The organism is Nocardiopsis sp. TNDT3, assembly GCF_003427465.1.
Classification (GTDB): domain Bacteria; phylum Actinomycetota; class Actinomycetes; order Streptosporangiales; family Streptosporangiaceae; genus Nocardiopsis; species Nocardiopsis dassonvillei.
Genome location: NZ_QPFC01000436.1, coordinates 1 through 1,691, shown reverse-complemented (window position 1 = coordinate 1,691; position 1,691 = coordinate 1). Strand labels below are relative to the sequence as shown.

General features: G+C 70.0%; 1 protein-coding gene. It reads right to left on the bottom strand.

Annotated elements, in window-relative coordinates; all coding sequences use genetic code 11:
- Positions 1-382: 382 nt before the first annotated feature.
- Positions 383-1,036, bottom strand: coding sequence for a hypothetical protein (locus DQW06_RS11470; protein ID WP_148265110.1), 654 nt, complete (start codon positions 1,034-1,036; stop codon positions 383-385).
- Positions 1,037-1,691: the final 655 nt, after the last annotated feature.

Genomic DNA, 1,691 nt, shown 5'->3' with positions numbered 1-1,691 from the left:
GCGGACCAGGAAAGGAAGCCCGGCTGACGGCGGGCGCACGGAGGGCTCACGGTCGGCGAGCGGAAGGTGGGCGGGGTGCTGGCGGGGAGCTGACACGAGGCGCGCGGATGCGGGAGTGGGGCGGGCGGACTCTTCTCAGCGGCTGTCCGCTGACAGCACCGGAAACAGGCTCCGGCCAGGGATGACAGCGTTGGCGGGAGTGCTGACAGCGGGAGCGTCAGGTGCTGTCAGCGTCCGCCTTGGCCGAACCACGACCGAATTTCCGAGAGCGGCGAATGGGCGATGCGCTGACAAGGGCACCCTGTTCTCGCCCGTGGCTGGCGCCGCGTAGCCACGTCTACTGGAGACGCTCCGGGCGCACCTCGTAAGGGGGCGGCATCGCTCAGGCCTCCCGCAACTGGTCGATCTCTCCCTGGAGTTGCTGAATCAAGGCGATCATTTCGCCGCGGCTCAGGTCGTAATTGCTCTTGATCCTCCAGGTTCGTTTCATCTGCTGCTTCGCGTCCTCCTTGGCCTCGGGGGTGGTGGCGGCTTCAGCCGCCCGCATGTATGCGGCCGCGGCGCGGTTGGCGGTCCCTCGAAGGGTCTCGAAGATCACTACCTCGGGGGTTTCCGGGTCGTTCAGGGTGGTGTTGTCCACGGTCGTCTCCTCTTGTCGGGGGGCGCGGACGCGCAGGGTCTTTCCGTCATGTGCCGCGTACTCTCCGGGCGCGATGAGTTCGCCGTCAGCCAGGGCGATGCCGGTCAGGTCGAGTTCGGTGAACGCCAGCACCGGCAGGCGGCGGATGAGGGCGGCTGCTGTGGTCTGGTCCACCAACACCGCCAGCAGGTTCTTGTGGTGCGTCAGCCCCTGGGGGCCCTCGACGGCAGCACGGGTGCGGGTCACTCCCCAATGGGCGCGAGCTTCGCGCACCCCCTGCCCTCTCACAGGTGCCAGTCCGGCCTCGGCCAGGAGGCCGGGTGGAACCAAAGCTCCGTCGGGATTCCCGCTGTCGGTGATGACGAGGATGCCGCCGGTGTCGTGCACCCATGCCATGCGGCGTCCCAGGGTGTCGCGGACTCGGTCCGACGGCAGGTACTGCGTTCGGGTATCCATCCCGCCCCTCTATTGTGTCCCTAGACCTACACAAAAAGAGTAGGCCCATGTACACAATTCGTCGAGGGGGAATCAACTCCGTTCTGGACCTTCGGGCTCCAGGCCACTGCGGGCGCGGTTCTGCTCTTCTGGGACCGAGCCGCCACCGGCCGGGGCCCGACCGCGAGGCCTGCGTTGCCCGGCGAGCCGCTGGGTCCAACGCCCACTGCGGAAGCCGCTCAGTGTCCCCCCGAGATCCCCAGCTCGGCCGCGGCACCTGCTGCTCGTGAGCAGCACGCTCGATCTCCGCCTGCTCGGCGCGGGCCTGGGCCACGTCGGCCTCGATCGCCTCTTGCTGCACACGCGCGGCCGCCGCCTGCACCCGCTCCTGCTGGGCCGGCACCTGGACCAGCTCAGAGCTCGCGCGCCCACTGCTGCTCGACAGCCCCGCGGCTGGTGCCCCGGCGCAGCAGCACCCCCGGGAGGTCTGTCGCAACCAGTCGACGACTCCGGCTCCCGGCGCAGCTCCTGCGCGCGCTGGCCCGCTTCGGCCGGTGCGGCGTGCGGGTGCGGCCGCCGCCGGACTTCCGGGCCGCCCGCCGGCGGGAGCGAACGG